This is a genomic window from Cupriavidus sp. FW306-1B-F12B (genome assembly GCF_058781795.1).
This window is the reverse complement of the sequence record NZ_JBYSXC010000006.1, coordinates 1-15,725: the sequence shown is the minus strand read 5'-3', so window position 1 is coordinate 15,725 and position 15,725 is coordinate 1. Positions and strand designations below refer to the sequence as shown.

Annotated in this window: 11 protein-coding genes; 6 read left to right on the top strand and 5 right to left on the bottom strand. The window is 68.8% G+C overall.

From position 1 onward, the window contains the following. The first annotated feature begins 121 nt into the window (after positions 1–121). Positions 122–1,660, top strand: coding sequence for an MltF family protein (locus AC3WLE_RS12010; RefSeq protein WP_492317533.1), 1,539 nt, complete (start codon positions 122–124; stop codon positions 1,658–1,660). Between the two features lie 20 nt (positions 1,661–1,680). On the opposite strand, the gene AC3WLE_RS12005 is transcribed toward AC3WLE_RS12010, so the two are convergent. From AC3WLE_RS12005 to AC3WLE_RS11995, 3 genes are all read right to left on the bottom strand, one after another. Beyond that, positions 1,681–1,968: a helix-turn-helix domain-containing protein gene (locus AC3WLE_RS12005; protein ID WP_340527535.1), complete on the bottom strand. Its 288-nt coding sequence runs from the start codon at positions 1,966–1,968 to the stop codon at positions 1,681–1,683. Between the two features lie 269 nt (positions 1,969–2,237). Continuing rightward, positions 2,238–4,496 carry a xanthine dehydrogenase family protein molybdopterin-binding subunit gene (locus AC3WLE_RS12000; RefSeq protein ID WP_492357137.1) on the bottom strand — a complete coding sequence of 753 codons (2,259 nt, stop codon included), beginning with the start codon at positions 4,494–4,496 and terminating at the stop codon, positions 2,238–2,240. 16 nt (positions 4,497–4,512) lie between these two features. Beyond that, positions 4,513–4,977: a (2Fe-2S)-binding protein gene (locus AC3WLE_RS11995; RefSeq protein ID WP_010813052.1), complete on the bottom strand. Its 465-nt coding sequence runs from the start codon at positions 4,975–4,977 to the stop codon at positions 4,513–4,515. A gap of 327 nt (positions 4,978–5,304) precedes the next feature. Between AC3WLE_RS11995 and AC3WLE_RS11990 the strand changes: the two genes are divergently transcribed. Beyond that, a complete protein-coding gene (locus AC3WLE_RS11990; RefSeq protein WP_492317687.1) occupies positions 5,305–6,393 on the top strand; it encodes an acyltransferase family protein in 1,089 nt (362 codons plus the stop codon). A gap of 9 nt (positions 6,394–6,402) precedes the next feature. Here AC3WLE_RS11990 and AC3WLE_RS11985 read toward each other — a convergent pair whose 3' ends face one another. Both AC3WLE_RS11985 and AC3WLE_RS11980 read right to left on the bottom strand, forming a co-directional pair. Then, positions 6,403–7,290, bottom strand: a complete 888-nt coding sequence (locus AC3WLE_RS11985; protein ID WP_492317535.1) for a c-type cytochrome — start codon at positions 7,288–7,290, stop codon at positions 6,403–6,405. A 99-nt stretch (positions 7,291–7,389) separates the two neighbouring features. Next, positions 7,390–7,788: a nuclear transport factor 2 family protein gene (locus tag AC3WLE_RS11980; RefSeq protein ID WP_492317536.1), complete on the bottom strand. Its 399-nt coding sequence runs from the start codon at positions 7,786–7,788 to the stop codon at positions 7,390–7,392. Between the two features lie 341 nt (positions 7,789–8,129). Here AC3WLE_RS11980 and AC3WLE_RS11975 point away from each other — a divergent pair, with 341 nt between their 5' ends. The 4 genes from AC3WLE_RS11975 (at position 8,130) to AC3WLE_RS11960 (ending at position 15,572) form a co-directional block, all read left to right on the top strand. Next, entirely contained in the window at positions 8,130–11,513 is a 3,384-nt protein-coding gene (locus tag AC3WLE_RS11975; RefSeq protein WP_492357136.1) for a diguanylate cyclase, read from the top strand. 47 nt (positions 11,514–11,560) lie between these two features. Next, a complete protein-coding gene (gene hutC / locus AC3WLE_RS11970; protein ID WP_492317538.1) occupies positions 11,561–12,307 on the top strand; it encodes a histidine utilization transcriptional repressor HutC in 747 nt (248 codons plus the stop codon). Positions 12,308–12,496: 189 nt separating this feature from the next. Then, positions 12,497–14,191: a urocanate hydratase gene (gene hutU / locus AC3WLE_RS11965; protein WP_492357135.1), complete on the top strand. Its 1,695-nt coding sequence runs from the start codon at positions 12,497–12,499 to the stop codon at positions 14,189–14,191. 82 nt (positions 14,192–14,273) lie between these two features. Continuing rightward, complete coding sequence (locus AC3WLE_RS11960) at positions 14,274–15,572, top strand: MFS transporter (protein ID WP_492317540.1); 1,299 nt, start codon at positions 14,274–14,276, stop codon at positions 15,570–15,572. The last annotated feature ends 153 nt before the right edge of the window (positions 15,573–15,725 follow it).

Genomic DNA, 15,725 nt, shown 5'->3' with positions numbered 1-15,725 from the left:
ATACCCCTCCCGTTTGTCCTTCGGCAGCACCCGGACCCTGGCGGCTTGCAAGCGGCGGGATCGCGCCTAGACTCGATACGAGCAAGTCGCGCGCCTTTCTGCCCGGCTTGCCATCCGCGCCATGCCCGCTGCCCACCCACGCCACTGGTTCGCAGGCCTTCTCCTGTCCGGCCTGGTGGGCGCGCTCAGCCTGTGCAGCACGTTTGCCGTAGCGCAGCAGAAGCCGGCGCCGGCGTCCGCGCCTGTTGCTGCCCCCACGGCGAAAGCCGCAACCGGCAAGGCCGATTCTAGGCCGCGCGGCCTCAACCTGGCCAACAAGCCGCGCAAGGGCGACTTCGACGTGATGGTCAACAGTCGCGTCATCCGCGTGCTGGTGCCTTACAGCCGCACCCTCTACTTCAGCGACAAAGGCCACGAGCGCGGAATTACCGCAGAACTGGTGCGGGAATTCGAGCGCTACCTGAACAAGACCTACGCCAATCGACTTGGCAAGCGCCCGCTCACTGTCCTCATCATCCCCACCACGCGCGACCGGCTGCTGCCCGACCTGGCGGCGGGCCTGGGCGATATCGCCGCAGGCAACCTGACCGAGACCGAGGCACGGCTGAAGCTGGTCGACTTTGCCGCACCGCGTGACCGCAAGCCAGTGCGCGAGCTGATCGTGACCGGCCCGAAGTCGCCGGCGCTGAAAAGCCTGGACGACCTGGCGGGCAAGACCGTGCACGTGCGCCGCGCGAGCAGCTACTACGAAAGCCTGACTGCACTGAACAACCGCCTGCGCCAGTCCGGCAAGGCGCCAATGCAGCTGGTGCTGCTGCCCGACGCGCTTGAAGACGAAGACGTGCTCGAGATGGTGAATGCGGGCCTGCTGGAGATCGTCGTGGTCGACGACTGGAAGGCCGCAATGTGGGTGCAGATCCTGCCTGACATCAAGGTGCGCCAGGACCTGGCGGTGCGCGAAGGCGGCTATGTCGGCTGGGCCTTCCGTAAGGACAGCCCGCAGTTGCGGCAGGTGATCGACGACTTCTATGTCAACTACGTCAAGAAGCAGGGCGTGGCGGAATACCTGCTCAAGCAATCCATGCGCCGGATCAAGCAGATCAGGAACAATACCGAGGACGCCGAATACAAGCGCTTCCAGCAGACCGTTGCCTTCTTCGAAAAGTACGGCAAGGACTATGGCTTCGACCCGCTGATGCTGGCGGCACAGGGCTTCCAGGAGTCACAGCTCAACCAGCAGGCGCGCAGCCGCGTGGGCGCCGTCGGCATCATGCAGATCATGCCCGCCACCGGCAAGGAACTGAACGTAGGCAATATCCAGATGGTCGAGTCCAACATCCACGCTGGCGCCAAGTACATGGACCGGCTGATGACGAAGTACTTCCCTGACGCGCATTTCTCGGAATCCAACCGGCCGTTGTTCGCCTTTGCCAGCTACAACGCCGGGCCCGGCAATATCGCCAAGATGCGCAAGGAGGCTGCGGCGCGCGGGCTGGACCCCGACAAGTGGTTCAACAATGTCGAGATCGTGGTGGCCGAGAAGATCGGCATCGAAACCACCACCTATGTGCGCAACATCTACAAGTACTACGCAGCCTACCGGCTCACGCAGGACCGGGAGGCCGCGCGTGAGCGGGCACTGAAGGAAGTCCGGAAGTAGCGGCGGCCACGCCGCATGGATCAGTCGGCCAGTCCGCTGGCGTCGATATAGCCCAGCGCCTCGGTCACGGCGCGGCGCGCCTTCAGCACATAGCAAACGCGGCGCTCCTGGATCGACAGCGCCAGCACATCGGCCTGCACCAGCTCCAGGAACACATGGCCGGCGCGCGCCAGGCTCAGCCGTGCAACCTGCGCCAGGTCAGTGGCCGGCAGGCCCGCCTCGCCGGCATCCAGCAGCGCACGGCAGATCCGGATCCGCGCGGGCTCGGTCATCAGCGCAAGGGTCAGCGTACTTTCCTGGGTCTCCATGGTCACACCTCGGTCTCCGGGCACGCCTCCGGTCCGCGACAGGCGGCGGCCGGGCGGTGCTGGCGCAGTTTTCTTCCGCGCGGTTTTTCCCGCGCAGTTTTCCCCGTTCTACGCGGCTCGCCGCGCAAACGCAATAGGGTGGAGCCACGGCCCTGCAAACACTGGTGCGATTACAACAAACTGCGCAGCGGACAGCGAACGCCAGCCGCATTCGGGGGATGCGCGGTGCGGCTGCACCTCCCCTTCGGCGGCTGGCTGCCATCACACCATCAAGCCATCACGAAGGGCAGTTGGCGTTGGCGCTTGCCGGTCAGCGTGAACAGCGCATTGGCCACCGCCGGCGCGATTGGCGGCACGCCCGGCTCGCCCAGGCCGGTGGGGTTCTCCTGCGAGGGCACGAAGAACACGTCCACCACCGGCGCATCGGTGATGCGCGGCGGCGGATAGTCCGCGAAGTTGCTGTTCTTCACGGCGCCGTTCTCGATCTCGATGGCAAACCCCGGCCTGGTCATGGCCAGCCCGAACACGCAGGAGCCCTGGATCTGGGCCTCGGCGGACATCGGGTTGACCACGCGGTTGGCATGCACGCCGGCGGTGACGCGATGCACGCGCGGCTCGCCCTTCACCACCGAAACGTCGACCACATACGCCACCACGGTGTTGAACGACTCGTGCACGGCCACGCCCCAGGCATGGCCCTTGGGCAGCTTGCGCTTGCCATAGCCGGACTTGTCCACGGCGAGCTGCAGCGCGGCGCGGTGGCGCGCGTGCTTCTTCTCGTCGAGCCGGGCCAGGCGGAATGCCACCGGGTCCTGCTTCGCGGCGGCGGCCATCTCGTCGGCCAGCGTTTCCTTGACGAAGGCGGTGTGGGTGTTGCCCACCGAGCGCCACCACAGCACCGGCACGTCCACCTGCGGGTGGTGCACCGACATCTGCAGCGGCAGGTCGTAGTCGTTCTCGACGATGCCCTCGGTCATGGTGGCGTCGACGCCGTTCTTGACCATGAAGGGCTCGAACGGCGTGCCCTTCAGGATCGACTGGCCGACGATGGTGTGCTGCCAGCCCACCACCTTGCCCTGCGCGTCCAGCCCGATGCGGGCGCGGTGCAGGTGCAGCGGGCGGTAGTAGCCGCCGCGGATATCGTCCTCGCGGCTCCACACCACCTTGAGCGGCTCGGTGTGGCCGGCGGCCACCCAGGCCTTGAGCACGTTGGCCGCCTCGACGATGTAGTCCGAGGTCGGCACCGCGCGCCGGCCGAAGCCGCCGCCGGCCATCATGGTGTTGAGCACCACCTTGTCCGGCGTCAGCCCCAGCGTGCGCGCCACCGCGGCCTGGTCGACGGTCTGGAACTGCGAGCCCACCCAGACCTTGACCGACTGCACCTTGCCGCCGGCCACTTCCGGCTGCAGCGTGCAGTTCAGCGGCTCCATCGGCGCGTGCGCCAGGTACGGGAAGCGGAAGTCGGCCTCGATCTTGCGCGCGGCACCGTTGATGGCCGAGCCGATATCCCCGCTCCCCGCGCGCGCCACCATGCCGGGCTGGCCGGCCAGCTTTGCGTATTCATCGAAGAGCGCCTGCGACGACACCTTCGAGCCCGCGTCTTCCCACTGGATGTCGAGCGCGTCGCGGCCCATCTTGGCCGGCCAGTAGCCGCTGGCAATCACGGCCACGCCGCTGCCGCCGCGGTCAACCGGCACCTGCAGCACGCCGCGCACGCCCTGCACCGCGCGCGCCTTGTCGGCGCTGAAGCTCTTGACCTTGCCGCCAAAGCGCGGCGGGCGCGCCACCACGGCCACCCCCATGCCTTTCAGGTGCGTGTCGATGCCGAACGGCGTGGTCGCGTCCATCTTGCCGCGCGCATCCAGCCGCGGCGTGGGCTTGCCGACGATGCGGAACTGCGACGGGTCTTTCAGCGTAACCCGCTGCGGCACGGGCAGCTCCATCGCCGCCGGCGCCAGTTCGCCGAAGGTGGCCCGGTGGCTGCCGGACGTGACCACGCCCTGCTCCACCTTGCAGCTGGCCGGATCGACCTTCCATTGCTGCGCGGCCGCCGCCACCAGCATCGCGCGGGCGCGCGCGCCCAGTTCGCGGTACTGCTGGAACGAGTGGTTCAGCGCGGTGGAGCCGCCGGTCATCTGCATGCCGAAGCCAGGGTCCTTGTACGGATCGCCGGCCGGCGCCAGCGTGGCGCGCACGTTGCGCCAGTCGGCGTCCAGCTCTTCGGCCAGCGCCATCGGCAATGCGGTGTGCACGCCCTGGCCGAATTCGAGCCGGTTCACGGCCACGGTCACGGTGTTGTCCGGCGCGATGATCAGGAATGCCTGCGGCGCCGGCGGCGGCGCCTTGGGCTTGGCGCCCTCCTGTGCCTGCGCCAGCGGGGCCACGCCCAGCGCCAGGCCGCTGCCGGCGAGGCCGGTCAGCTTCAGGAAACTGCGGCGGTCCAGCGTGGCCACGCCGGTGTTCGGGCGCGCTTCGCCGCTATTGCCGGCCTGGCCGCCTGCCAGGGCTTCGATGCCTCGGATACGCATATTGGTTTCCTCCCGCTCAGGCCAGCGCACGGGCGGCGTCTTTGATCGCCGCGCGGATGCGCTGGTACGTGCCGCAGCGGCACAGGTTGCCGGCCATGGCCTGGTCGATGTCGGCGTCGGTGGGCCGCGGCTTGGTGCGCAGCAGGCCGATGGCGCTCATCACCTGGCCGTTCTGGCAGTAGCCGCATTGCGCCACGTCGTGCTTGAGCCAGGCGTCCATCACGGCGCGCCCGACCTTGTCAGTGCCGATGCCTTCGATGGTGGTGATGCGCGCGCCGGCAGCGGCGGATACCGGCGTCACGCAGCTGCGCGTAGCCTGGCCGTTGACGTGCACGGTGCAGGCACCGCATGCGGCCATGCCGCAGCCGAACTTGGTGCCGGTCATTTCAAGGTTGTCACGCAGCGCCCACAGCAGCGGCGTGGACGGGTCCACGTCGACTTCACGGGTCTTGCCGTTGACGTTGATATTGAGGGTGGTCATGGGGGGACACTCCTTGGGTACGTTGCCCGCTGGTTCTTTCCAGTGCCCCGCCGGGCGCGGTGCGGCGCGCGGGCACTGCCCATGCGCCGCAGCCTGGCGCAAAGGACAAATGAGGATAGTGCAATTTCGGTCACCTTGCCGGACACCGTGCGCACTACCCTGCCCCCGAAGCCGTTTTGCACGAACTTTGGGCATGTGGCGGCTGTCCCTCATGAATCCCTTCGCTTTCCGATTTCTGTCGCCGCAACAGTGCCATCGACTATTCCAGAACACACTTATTCCGGCGCCTCCGCGGCACCGGTCCCGCGCGCCACCGCTGCCACGCGCGTGCCGGCGGCCCAGTCCCCGTCAGTGGCGCGGCTCGACAGCATCCAGGCCCTGCGCGGGCTGGCCGCCGCGTTCGTGGTGGTCTACCACTCCGGCCTGGCGCTGGGCGGCGCCGATGCGCCGGCGCTCAACTGGCTGACCGACAACGTGATCAAGCGCGGCCATGTCGGCGTGGACGTCTTCTTTGTCATCAGCGGCTTCATCATCGCCTGGGTCGCGGTGCTGGCCCGGCCCCAGCCTGAGCGCCCGCTCAGCTTCATGATCCGGCGCTGCTGCCGGCTGGCGCCGCCGTACTGGATCATGTCGGCCATCCATGCGCTGCTGCTCAATCCGGTCACGCCGGCGGTATTCGCGGCGTCGCTGGCCTTCCTGCCGACTGCAACCGACCACGCGCCGTACTATGGCTACCCGGCGCTGTACGTGGGCTGGTCGCTCAACTATGAGCTGGCGTTCTACGCCGCCTTCGCGCTCGGCCTGCTGCTGGCCGGGCGGCGCGCGCTGCTGGTGGTGCTGGGGGTCTTCGCGTTGACCACGCTGGTGCTGCCGTGGTGGCGCTTCGGCGCGCTGGCGGCCGATCCGGCGCAGGGCTACCCGTTCGCCACGCCGTGGCTGGCCATGGCCAGCAATCCGCTGGTGCTGGAATTCCTGCTGGGCTGCGGACTGGCATGGGCCTATGCGCGCTGGCGCCACCTGCTGACGCCGGCCATCGCCGTGGGCATGCTGGCAACCGGTTGCGCCGCGTTCGCGCTGTCGCTGCCGCTGGTCGGGCCCGATTTCAGCCTGGCCGGACGCGGGCTGCCCGCGGCGGCGCTGCTGGCCGGCGCCGTGGCGGCCGAGCACGCCGGCGTGCTGCGCGTACCGCGCGCACTGGTCTGGCTGGGCGAGCTGTCGTATGCGCTGTATCTGACGCACCCCACCGTGATCGAGGGCGTCAAGCGCCTGATGCCCGAACTGGCGCCCGGCCAGACCGCGCTGCAGCTGCTGCGCTTTGTCATCGATGCCGGCCTGGCGCTGGCGCTGGCGCTGCTGCTGCACCGCTGGGTGGAGCTGCCCGGCATCGCCGCCGGCCGGCGGCTGGCGCGGCGCTGACGCGCGCGCTCAGCGCTGCGGCATGCCGGCCAGGAACAGATAGAGCGCGGTCAGGTCGGTATCGTTCATGCGTCCGAACGAATCGAACGGCATCACGCGGCTCACTTCGGTGCCATCGGGCCGCTTGCCGCTGCGCATCATCGCGATAAAGGCCGAAGCCTGGCCGTAGCGCGACATGGCACCGCCCGGCACTGGGCGCAGGTCCGCCGCGGGCGGCCAGTCGGGCGGCGCGCCCGGGATCTTGCCGCCGCGGAAGTCCGGCCCGTGACATCCCAGGCAGGCATTGGCGACGTAGCCGCCGTACCTGGCCGTGGACGCCGGCACCATTGCAGGCTGCACCGGCAAGCTGTGGTCGATCTTGGCGGCCGCGTCCTGCACGATGCCCACGCCGTACAGCGCCCGCACCAGCCATGGCATGCGGATTTCCGCGGGCGCCCCCATCGCCGGCGGCAGGCTGCGCAGGTAGCCCACCAGCGCGCCCAGGTCCTCGTCGCTCAGGCGGTTGTAGTCCTCGCTGGGCATGATCAGCAGCGGCCGGTGCGAGGGCGCCACGCCATGGCGGATGCTCCGTACCCAGTCAACCGGCTGGTAGGCGGCAATGTCCGGATTGGCGCGCGTCAGGTCCGGCGCGCGCACGCGCAGGCCGCCGGGGTCGTCGATCACCTGCTTGCCGCCGCCGCCGGCACCGTGGCATTCCATGCAGCCGCGCGATTCAAACAGGTACTTGCCGAGGGCGATGCCGGCGGCGTCTTCACGGATGGCGACGGGTGAAACCTTGACCTCGACAATGCGCGCCGCCTTGCGCTCGCCGACCCATGCCGCGGCATAGGCCGCCACGGCCACGGCGACAGCCGTGCCGGCCAGCCCCCACGCCGCCACCCGCAGAAATCGCGCCATTTGCCTTCCCCTGTCCGCCGCACTGGATGCAGCAGCTTGCCGCGAGTGGGCGGGGGGCTGTCGGTGGGGCAGGCCACATAGCGGCGGCGCGCGCCGCGGTCAGGCCAGCCCGGCCGGGGCCCGGTCGATGAAGCCGGTCATGCGCGCGAGCCGGCCATCGGCGGAAATCGTGGCGAAGTCGGTGCCGACCACCAGCGCCGGCTCTCCCGCCGGGGCCAGTTCCCACGTAAAGCGCAGATGCTCGCCGTGCGCATCGACCGGGCTCACGCGGGTAAAGCGGAACCCGGGGAACTTCGCCTGCACCGCGGCGATCATCGCGTCGATGCCACCATGGCCGTCCCCGCGCATCAGCGGATCGACATAGCTTGCCGATTCGGTCCACGCCAGCGCGATCAGCTCGCGCCGGCGCGCGGCATCGGTCTCGTTCCAGGCGGCGAGGTAGCGGTCGGCAAGGGTGGCGGGATCGGCAGTGACTTGGGCTTGGATGGCGGCAGACATGGCGTACTCCTGGTCTTGGTTGGGAATCCGTATAGCGGCCTGAGGTCAGGCCATGGCTGCATGATGGGCGCGGCGGGGCCGCGGCGCGATTACCCGTGAGGTTATGAACTGGCTTACCCGCATGCCTGACGGTCCCTACCAAAAAATCGCCCCCAGCACCAGTGGCAAGATAGCCCCCAACCTGCCCCCTGTCCTGCCAATGGCCGCGTCCTTATCCTCGCTACATTGCCCCTACGCTGGGCGGCATTCCGTCCCCGCATCCGGGGCCGTGCCGCCCGGGCGCGCCGGGCAAGCCGCCTCCTCCCACCCAGACGCACCGCCTTTTTGCATCGTTCTCGTCCATGACGCCCGACACGGCCCCGCCGAGCCACCAGGCCGCCAACGACCATCCTGCCGCGCAGCGCCGCTGGCTGCCCTTGCTGCTGGCCGGCGCCGGCTATTTCGTGCTGGCGGCGGCTGCGCTGTGGCTGGCGCGGCTGCCCGGTACCGTGGCGGCGGTGTGGCTGCCCAACGCCTTCGGGCTGGGCCTGCTGCTGCACCGGCCGCGCGCGGAGGGGCCGTGGCTGCTGGCCGGCATGCTGGGCGCCAGCGTGCTGGCCAACTATGCGGCCGGCGACAGCGTCGCCACCGCGCTGATGCTGACCGGCGCCAACCTGGCCGAGATGCTGTTCGCGCTCGGGCTGCTGCGCCTGCTGGACCGGCATGCCGTCCTGGGGCGCCACGGTCCGCTGGCCGCCTTCGCGGTGATGCTGGCGGTGGGCGGCATCCTGGCGCCGGCACTGGGGGCCACCGCCGGGGCCATGGCCATCGCCACGACCCATGGCACCAGCTTCGCCTCGGTCTGGTGGACCTGGTGGCAGGCCGACGCGCTCGGCATGGCGCTGTTGCTGCCGATGATGTTGTCGATGACGGCGGTGCGCGTGCGCGCCGCCGTCGCGCGGCCGGTGCTGGCGCCGCAGGCGGGCGCGCTGGCGCTGTGCCTGGCCATCGGTGCCTTTGCGCAGTGGCAGGGCCACGACCCGTTTGCCGCGATGTCGCTGCCGCTGGTGCTGGTGGCGCTGGCCGGCAATCCGTTTGCGACCGCGCTGCTGACGCTGGTGGCCACGCTTTGCCTGCAGGCGCTGATGCTGCTCGCGCACCGCCATCAAGCAGTGCCGTTGTCGGCGGCGGTGATCATGGTGTTGCCGGTCTGCATTGCCTACCTGACCGAGCAGAACCGGCACGGCCGCGCCAGCCTGCGCAGCAGCGACAAGCGTTTTCGCCAGGCCATGGAGCACTCGGCCATCGGCATGGCGCTGGTCGACATGGACGGCCGCTGGCAGACGGTGAACCGTGCCATGACCGAGTTGCTGGGCTACAGCGCGGCCGAGCTGCGCGAGCTGAGCTACCAGCAACTGACCCACCCCGACGACCTGAGCGGCGGCCTGCTCCAGGTCGACAACCTGCTGTCCGGGAAGATCGAGTCCTACCGCCTGGAAAAGCGCTACCGCCATAAGGACGGCCATTACCGCTGGGTTCTGTTGGCGGTGTCGCTGGTGCGCGACGAACAGACCGGCGAGCCGCAGCACTTCATCACCCAGGTGGAAGACATCCACGCGCGCAAGCTGGCGCAGCAAGAGCTGGAACGGCTGTCGCGCCGCATCCAGCTGGCGGCCGAAGCCGGCGGCGTGGGCATCTGGGAGTGGGACTTCACCAGCGCCGGCGTCACCTGGGACGCGCGCATGCACGCGCTGCACGGCACCGACCCCGCGGGCGGCACGCCAGTGGTGGAGCAATGGATCGCGATGCTGCATCCGGACGACGTCAGCCGCGTCAGCGGCGAGATGCGCCAGGCCATCCGCGGCGAGGCGCCGTTCGATACCGAATACCGCATCGCGCGCCCCGGCGGCAACGTGCGCCACGTACGCGCGATGGCCATGGTCACGCGCACCGACGATGGCACCGCGCAGGCCCTGGTCGGCACCAACTGGGACATCACCGAGCAGCGGAGCCTGACCGAGGCACTGTTCGAAGAGAAGGAACGCCTGCACATCACGCTGCGCTCGATCGGCGATGCGGTGATCTGCACCGATGCGGCCATGCACGTGACCTTCATGAACCCGATCGCCGAACAGCTGACCGGCTGGACCATGGCCGGCGCCACCGGCCTGCCGCTGGAGCAGGTCTTCCGCATCGTCGACGAAGCCACCGGCGACCCCATCCCAAGCCCGGTCGAAGCCTGCCTGCGCACGCTCGCGCCGGCCTACCTGCAGGACGGCGCCGTGCTGCAGAGCCTGACCGGCGAGCGCCACGACGTGCAGGACTCAGCCGCTCCCGTGCTGACCGCGCGCGGCGAGGTACTGGGCGCGGTGCTGGTGTTCCAGGACATCACCACCGCGCGCGCGCTGCAGCGCGAGCTGGCGCGTTCGGCCATGCACGATGCGCTCACGGGCCTGCCCAACCGCACCTGGTTCGAGAAGCGCCTGCGCGAGGCCTGCGACGCGGCGCGGCTGCACGGCCATCGCGCCGCGCTGTGCTTCATCGACCTGGACCGCTTCAAGATCGTCAACGACACCGCCGGCCACGGCGCCGGCGACGTGCTGCTGCGCGAACTGGGCTACATGATCCGCAACCACGTGCGCCCCGACGATGTGCTGGCGCGCCTGGGCGGCGACGAGTTCGCGCTGCTGCTCAAGGACTGCACCGTCGACCAGGCCGAACAGGTCTGCCAGGGCGTGATCGACGCCATCAGCGGCCGCCGCTTCCCGTGGGAAGGACGCGTGTACGACATGGGCGCCAGCATCGGCATCGCCGCCATCGACCTGGACGTGCCCCCGGTCAGCGAACTGATGAGCCGCGCCGACGTGGCCTGCTACGCCGCCAAGGCCGCCGGCCGCAGCCGCGTCTCGGTCTACCGCCGCGACGAGAGCGACGCGCGCCGCCACCACCGCGAGCTGGAAGTCGCCGCCGGCATCCATTCGGCGCTTGAAGCCAACCGCTTCCGCCTGTTCGCGCAGGAGATCCGCGCACTGCAGCCCGAGGAGAACGAAGACGGCGCCGAACACTGCCATATCGAGATCCTGGTGCGCATGGTCGACGAGCACGGCGATCTGATCATGCCCGGTGCCTTCATTCCCGCCGCCGAGCGCTACGACCTGATGGGCCACGTCGACCGCTGGGTCATCCGCAACGTGCTGCGCGGCTACGGCGAACGCCTGGGCGCCGTGCCCGGGCTGTCGGTATCGATCAACCTGTCCGCCAACTCGCTCGGCGAGCCCTTCCTGCTGCCCTTCCTGCATGCCGAGCTGGAGGCCAGCGCGCTGCCCGCCAGCCGCATCCGGCTGGAGATCACGGAAACCGCGCTGATCAACAACATGGCCGCGGCCAACCGGCTGGTGACAGAGATGCGGCGCGCCGGCTGCACCGTGTCGCTGGACGACTTTGGCTCGGGCCTGTCCTCGTTCGCCTACCTGAAGCAGTTCCCGGTGGACTTCCTGAAGATCGACGGCAGCTTTATCCGGCAACTGGCCGACAACGCGGTCGACCGCGAGATCGTCAGCTCGATCAACGACATCGGGCACCGGCTGGGGGTGCGCACGGTGGCGGAGTGGGTGGAGGATGAGCGCACCCTCGATGCGCTGCGCGCGATCGGGGTGGACTATGCGCAGGGGTATGTGATCGGCCGGCCGGTGGCACTGGATGTGTTCCTGGCCGGATGCCGGCAGCGTGACGCGCAGGCATCGTAGCCAGGGTGCCGGGCCATGATAAATTCGGCGCCTGTCGCATTGGCCGCATGGCCGCACCCAAGGGGAACCCGTTGTCGCTCGTGTCCGACTCTATGCCGGCGCCGCTCTATGCGCGCGTCAAGCAGCACATCAGCAGCAGGATCGCTGACGGCAGCTGGCCGCCGCATCACCGCGTGCCGTCCGAGACCGAATTGGTCGAGTCCCTGGGCGTAAGCCGCATGACCGTGCATCGCGCGCTGCGCGAGCTGACCGCGGAAGGCATGCTGGTGCGGCTGCAGGGCGTCGGCACCTTCGTCGCCGAACCCAAGCGGCGGACCGCGCTGTATGCGGTCAACAATATTGCCGAAGACATTGCTTCACGCGGGCACCGGCATCACGCGCAGGTCATTAGCCTGGAGGCGGAACGCGCCGGCCCGGCACAGGCCGCGGCACTGGAGGTGGCACTGGAGGAGCGGGTGTTCCATTCCGTGATCGTGCATTATGAGGACGACGTGGCGATCCAGCTGGAGGACCGCTATGTCAATGCCGCGGTGGCACCGGACTACCTGGCGCAGGACTTCACCAGCGAAACCCCCTACCAGTACCTGTCCCGCATCGCACCGCTGACCGAAGGCGAGCACGTGGTCGAGGCCGTGCTGGCACTGCCGGAAGAGTGCGGGCTGCTGGCCATCCAGCGGGGCGAGCCGTGCCTGCTGATCCGGCGCCGCACCTGGTCCGCGGGCCGGGTCGTGACGTCGGTGCGGCTGGTACATCCCGGCTCGCTGCATCGCCTGGAAGGCCGGTTCACGTCCTAGGCCCGGAACTGGCCGCCCGCCAGGGCACAAGGGACTCCAACATCATTTTGTGATTAAAGCGCTGTGCGGGTGCAGGCCGCCCTACGGGATTACCCCGATTTATACGTACTTGTATATACAGGAATATACATCCCTATGCGTCGCCCGAAAAAGCGAGCGTTCCAGACCAGCACGACCGAAGGAGTTCCCGTGACCAAGACCACCACCACCACGCGTTTCCGCGACACCGAAATCCGCGCTCCCCGCGGCACCACGCTGACGGCCAAGAGCTGGCTCACGGAAGCCCCGCTGCGCATGCTGATGAACAACCTCGACCCTGAGGTGGCGGAGAACCCGAAGGAACTGGTGGTCTATGGCGGCATCGGCCGCGCCGCCCGCAACTGGGAATGCTATGACCGCATCGTGGAAGCGCTGACCCGCCTGGAAGACGACCAGACCCTGCTGGTGCAGTCGGGCAAGCCCGTGGGCGTGTTCCGCACCCATCGCGACGCGCCACGCGTGCTGATCGCCAACTCCAACCTGGTGCCGCACTGGGCCAACTGGGAACACTTCAACGAACTCGACGCCAGGGGCCTGGCCATGTACGGCCAGATGACCGCCGGCAGCTGGATCTACATCGGCAGCCAGGGCATCGTGCAGGGCACCTATGAGACCTTCGTCGAGGCCGGCCGCCAGCACTTCGGCGGCAACCTGAAGGGGCGCTGGGTGCTGACCGCCGGCCTCGGCGGCATGGGCGGCGCGCAGCCGCTGGCCGCAACGCTGGCCGGCGCCTGTTCGCTCAACATCGAATGCCAGCAAAGCCGCATCGATTTCCGCCTGAAGACCCGCTACGTCGACGAACAGGCCACCGATCTGGACGACGCACTGGCCCGCATCGACCGCTACACCTCGCAAGGCAAGGCGATCTCGATCGCGTTGTGCGCCAACGCCGCCGAGGTGCTGCCCGAACTGGTGCGCCGCGGCGTGCGCCCGGACATGGTCACCGACCAGACCAGCGCGCATGACCCGCTCAACGGCTACCTGCCGGCCGGCTGGAGCTGGGACGAATACCGCGAGCGCGCGCAGCGCGAGCCGGCGGCAGTGGTCAAGGCCGCCAAGGCTTCGATGGCCGCGCATGTGCGCGCCATGCTGGCGTTCCAGCAGATGGGCGTGCCGACCTTCGACTACGGCAACAATATCCGCCAGATGGCCAAGGAAGAAGGCGTGGCCAATGCCTTCGACTTCCCCGGCTTCGTGCCCGCGTACATCCGCCCGCTGTTCTGCCGCGGCATCGGCCCGTTCCGCTGGGCCGCGCTGTCGGGCGACCCGCAGGACATCTACAAGACCGACGCCAAGGTCAAGGAACTGATCCCCGATGACGAGCACCTGCACCGCTGGCTCGACATGGCGCGCGAGCGCATCAGCTTCCAGGGCCTGCCGGCGCGGATCTGCTGGGTGGGTCTGGGCCTGCGCGCCAAGCTGGGCCTGGCCTTCAACGAGATGGTGCGCAGCGGCGAGCTGTCGGCGCCGGTCGTGATCGGGCGCGACCACCTGGATTCGGGCTCGGTCGCCAGCCCCAACCGCGAAACCGAGGCCATGCAGGACGGCTCCGACGCCGTGTCCGACTGGCCACTGCTGAACGCGCTGCTCAACACCGCCAGCGGCGCCACCTGGGTTTCGCTGCACCATGGCGGCGGCGTGGGCATGGGCTTCTCGCAGCATTCCGGCGTAGTGATCGTGTGCGACGGCACCGATGAAGCCGCCGCCCGCATCGCCCGCGTGCTGCACAACGACCCCGCCACCGGCGTGATGCGCCATGCCGACGCCGGCTATGAGATCGCCGTCGACTGCGCGCGCGAGCAGGGCCTGGACCTGCCGATGCTGAACCACGCATCGCGCGACTGATCCCGCGGCCAGCAAGAGCCGTTTTGCCGCCGGGCCGCCGCGTGCGCCCCGGCCGGCGCCTTATCGTTTTACGGAGACACCCATGTCCATCGACACCACCGCCGGCGTGGCGGTCGCTGCGCCCCAGGCGCAACTGTCACGCACGCGCGCCATTGCCGCCATCACCATCGGCAATGGCCTGGAGTTCTACGATTTCGTCGTTTACAGCTTCTTTGCCACGCTGATCGGCCGGCTCTACTTCCCGGTCGACAACCCTACCGGGCAACTGCTGATGTCGTTCGCCACCTTTGGCGTCGGCTTCCTGATGCGCCCGCTGGGCGGCCTGCTGATCGGCATGTACGCCGACCGCGCCGGGCGCAAGCCGGCGGTGGCGCTGACCTTGTGGCTGATGGGGCTGAGCTCGCTGATCTTCGTGGTGACGCCGCCGTACGCGCAGATCGGCATCCTCGCGCCGGTGCTGGTGGTGGTGGCGCGGCTGGTGCAGGGCTTTGCCATCGGCGGCGAAATGGGCGCATCGACCGCGCTGCTGCTGGAATACGCCGATGACCGCACGCGCGGCTTCTATACCGCGTGGCAGCCGTTCAGCCAGGGGCTGGCGGCGCTGCTGGGCGCGATCACCGGGCTGGTGCTGAGCAACGTGCTGGCGCCGGCGGACCTCGAAGCGTGGGGCTGGCGCCTCGCCTTCCTGATCGGCATCCTGGTGATTCCCGTCGGCCTCATCATCCGCCGCCGGCTGGAAGAAACCGCCGCGCCCGTGCGCCACGGCGAGCACGCCGCGCAATGGCCGCTGCTGCGCCGCCATGGCCGCGAGATCATCGCCAGCATCCTGCTGATGATCGGCCTGGCCTCTTCGACCTATATCGTCGTGTACTACCTCAGCAACTACGCGGTCAGCGTGCTGAAGATGCCGCTGTCGCTGGGCATCTGGGCCGCGTGCGTGGCGGCACTGGTGCAGGTGGTGCTGTCGCCGTTTGCGGGCTGGCTGGCTGACCGCATCGGCCGCAAGACCGTGGTGCTGTGGTCGCGCGTGGCGCTGCTGGCAATGGTCTACCCGGCCTTCGTGCTGATCAACGCCGAGCCGTCGCTGACGCGCCTGCTGCTGGTGGTGGGCTGCCTGTCGGTGCCGATGTCGATGACCGCGCCGGCCTCGATGGTGCTGGTCAGCGAGGTGCTGCCGCAGCGGCTGCGCGCCACCGGGCTGTCGATCGCGTATTGCGTGGCGATCGCGATCTTCGGCGGCTTTGCGCAGTATTTTTCGACCCGGCTGATCCAGGTCACCGGTGACGCCAATGCGCCCGCGCTGTATGTGATCGGCTGTGGCCTGGTATCGCTGATCGGCCTGGCAATGGTGCCGGAAACGCTGGGACGGCGGCTGAAATGAGTTCCCCGGCGCCTGCAAAGGGTGCACCAATGCCGCCCGAGCTAGCCTGAGCAAGGTGCTCTCCCTCTCCCCTCATGGGTGTATAGACCGGGGACATAGGTAACACCTGTTCGGGGACATGGGTAACACAACTAGACTGGCTGGCAGTGTCTT

Coding starts and splice junctions, on each gene's coding strand:
- AC3WLE_RS11985 (WP_492317535.1), bottom strand. CDS start 7,290: ATGGCGCGATTTCTGCGGGTGGCGGCGTGGGGGCTGGCCGGCACGGCT.
- AC3WLE_RS12000 (WP_492357137.1), bottom strand. CDS start 4,496: ATGCGTATCCGAGGCATCGAAGCCCTGGCAGGCGGCCAGGCCGGCAAT.
- AC3WLE_RS11980 (WP_492317536.1), bottom strand. CDS start 7,788: ATGTCTGCCGCCATCCAAGCCCAAGTCACTGCCGATCCCGCCACCCTT.
- AC3WLE_RS11975 (WP_492357136.1), top strand. CDS start 8,130: ATGACGCCCGACACGGCCCCGCCGAGCCACCAGGCCGCCAACGACCAT.
- AC3WLE_RS12005 (WP_340527535.1), bottom strand. CDS start 1,968: ATGGAGACCCAGGAAAGTACGCTGACCCTTGCGCTGATGACCGAGCCC.
- AC3WLE_RS11960 (WP_492317540.1), top strand. CDS start 14,274: ATGTCCATCGACACCACCGCCGGCGTGGCGGTCGCTGCGCCCCAGGCG.
- hutC (WP_492317538.1), top strand. CDS start 11,561: ATGGCCGCACCCAAGGGGAACCCGTTGTCGCTCGTGTCCGACTCTATG.
- AC3WLE_RS12010 (WP_492317533.1), top strand. CDS start 122: ATGCCCGCTGCCCACCCACGCCACTGGTTCGCAGGCCTTCTCCTGTCC.
- AC3WLE_RS11995 (WP_010813052.1), bottom strand. CDS start 4,977: ATGACCACCCTCAATATCAACGTCAACGGCAAGACCCGTGAAGTCGAC.